This is a genomic window from Sphingobium indicum BiD32 (assembly GCF_000382885.1).
Lineage (GTDB): Bacteria > Pseudomonadota > Alphaproteobacteria > Sphingomonadales > Sphingomonadaceae > Sphingobium > Sphingobium japonicum_C.
The window spans coordinates 1-1603 of the sequence record NZ_CAVK010000018.1; the positions used below are offsets into that span (position 1 = coordinate 1).

Consider the following 1603-nt stretch of genomic DNA (forward strand, 5'->3'; position numbering starts at 1 on the left):
CAGATCCTATGAGGAAGTGAACAGCGTGCGGTGCTCTGCCAGAGTGTTCTCGCTAAAAAACCGTTCTGGAGATCAGCATGACCATTGCAGTCCACCGTCCCGAAGCGCAGCCCGCCGTTCGTGTCGACCTTAGCGCGATTTTCATCTCGCTGGAACTCAGCCAATCGAAATGGCTGATTACCTCGCTGTCACCGGGAGGTGGCGAAAAGCTTTCGAAGTTCTCGCTTCCCGCTAGCGACGTTGCCGGCATGCTTACCCGTTTTGCCGAGTTGCAACGCAAGGCTGAGGCTCGCACCGGACGGGCTTTTCCGCTCGTGGTCATTCAGGAAGCCGGGCTAGACGGCTTCTGGGTTCATCGTGTGCTCGAAGCCGAGGGGATCGAAAGCCACGTCGTAGACCCTGCCTCGATTGCGGTCTCGCGGCGCAAGCGTCGCGTCAAGACCGACAGAATTGATGGCGAGATGCTGGTGCGCGCACTGTTGGCGTACAAACGCGGCGACCCCCGGGTGTGTGCGATGGTGCGGGCACCGACGCCGGAAGAGGAGGATCGCCGTCGCGTTTCCCGCGAGCGCAAGTCCCTGACGATCGAGCGCACTCGCCACGTCAATCGAATCAAGGGGTTGCTCTTCGGACAGGGTGTCCACGGCTATCGGCCGCTCCGCCAGGACCGACGCAAACGGCTGGACGAGCTTCAGACTGGTGATGGACGGCCGCTTCCTGCCCAACTTAAGGCGCAGATCTGTCGCGAACTCGACCGTCTCGAATTGGTGATACTGCAGATCAAGGCGTGCGAGGAGGCGCGGGATGCTTTGCTTGCTGCGCCACATCCCGCTGCCACGACCTATACAAACAATTTGGTGTCCGCGGTAGAGCCGTCATCACCGGCACCATCGGTGCCCGTGATGTTGCTACAGTTGAAAGGCATCGGGCCGGAAATTGCATCCGTACTGTGGCACGAGGGGCTGTCTCGTCAGTTTGACAATCGCCGACAGGTCGCGTCCTACGCAGGGCTTGCGCCTTCACACTGGCAAAGTGGCAAGGTCGATCACGACCAGGGCGTGTCCAAGGCGGGCAACCCAAGATTGCGCACGACTCTCATCCAGCTGGCCTGGCTGTGGGTGCGCCATCAGCCCTCCTCGGCACTCACAGGTTGGTTCAAGGCCCGTGTGGCCCAGAACGGCGGTCGTCTGAAGAAAACGACAATCGTTGCGCTCGCCCGCAAGCTGCTGGTGGCGCTCTGGAAATACGTCAATGCTGGTGTGGTTATCGAAGGGACCGTCGTAAAAGCAGCCTGACGCCGCACCAGATCTGAAGGATCTTCCGGAACCCGATCAGTCCCGGTAGATGCAGGGCAGACGAACCGAATGAGCCGATGGCATCAACTGCCGATTTCCCAGAATGGCTTCGTCGACCCTGAGCTCTTGCCCGCCGCAAGCGGGATCATGGTGCAGCGCCTTACATCGCTGACCGCATATAAGTTGGATAGGGCTCGGCAACGACCCGCGTCACGCAACTGAGCTCAGGCCCTGAATCGCATACAGCACAGGAAGGTACCCCAATTTGTCGCCTTGATCATCGCCACTCTTGCCAATCCTCATATAAG

Annotated in this window: 1 protein-coding gene; it reads left to right on the forward strand. The window is 59.8% G+C overall.

The features are described from left to right. Positions 1 to 77: 77 nt before the first annotated feature. Positions 78 to 1295, forward strand: a complete 1218-nt coding sequence (locus EBBID32_RS02145; protein ID WP_006949835.1) for an IS110 family transposase — start codon at positions 78 to 80, stop codon at positions 1293 to 1295. Positions 1296 to 1603: the final 308 nt, after the last annotated feature.

What these genes read in the sequence shown, in the direction of transcription:
- EBBID32_RS02145 (WP_006949835.1), top strand. Translation starts at nt 78, where the DNA reads ATGACCATTGCAGTCCACCGTCCCGAAGCGCAGCCCGCCGTTCGTGTC.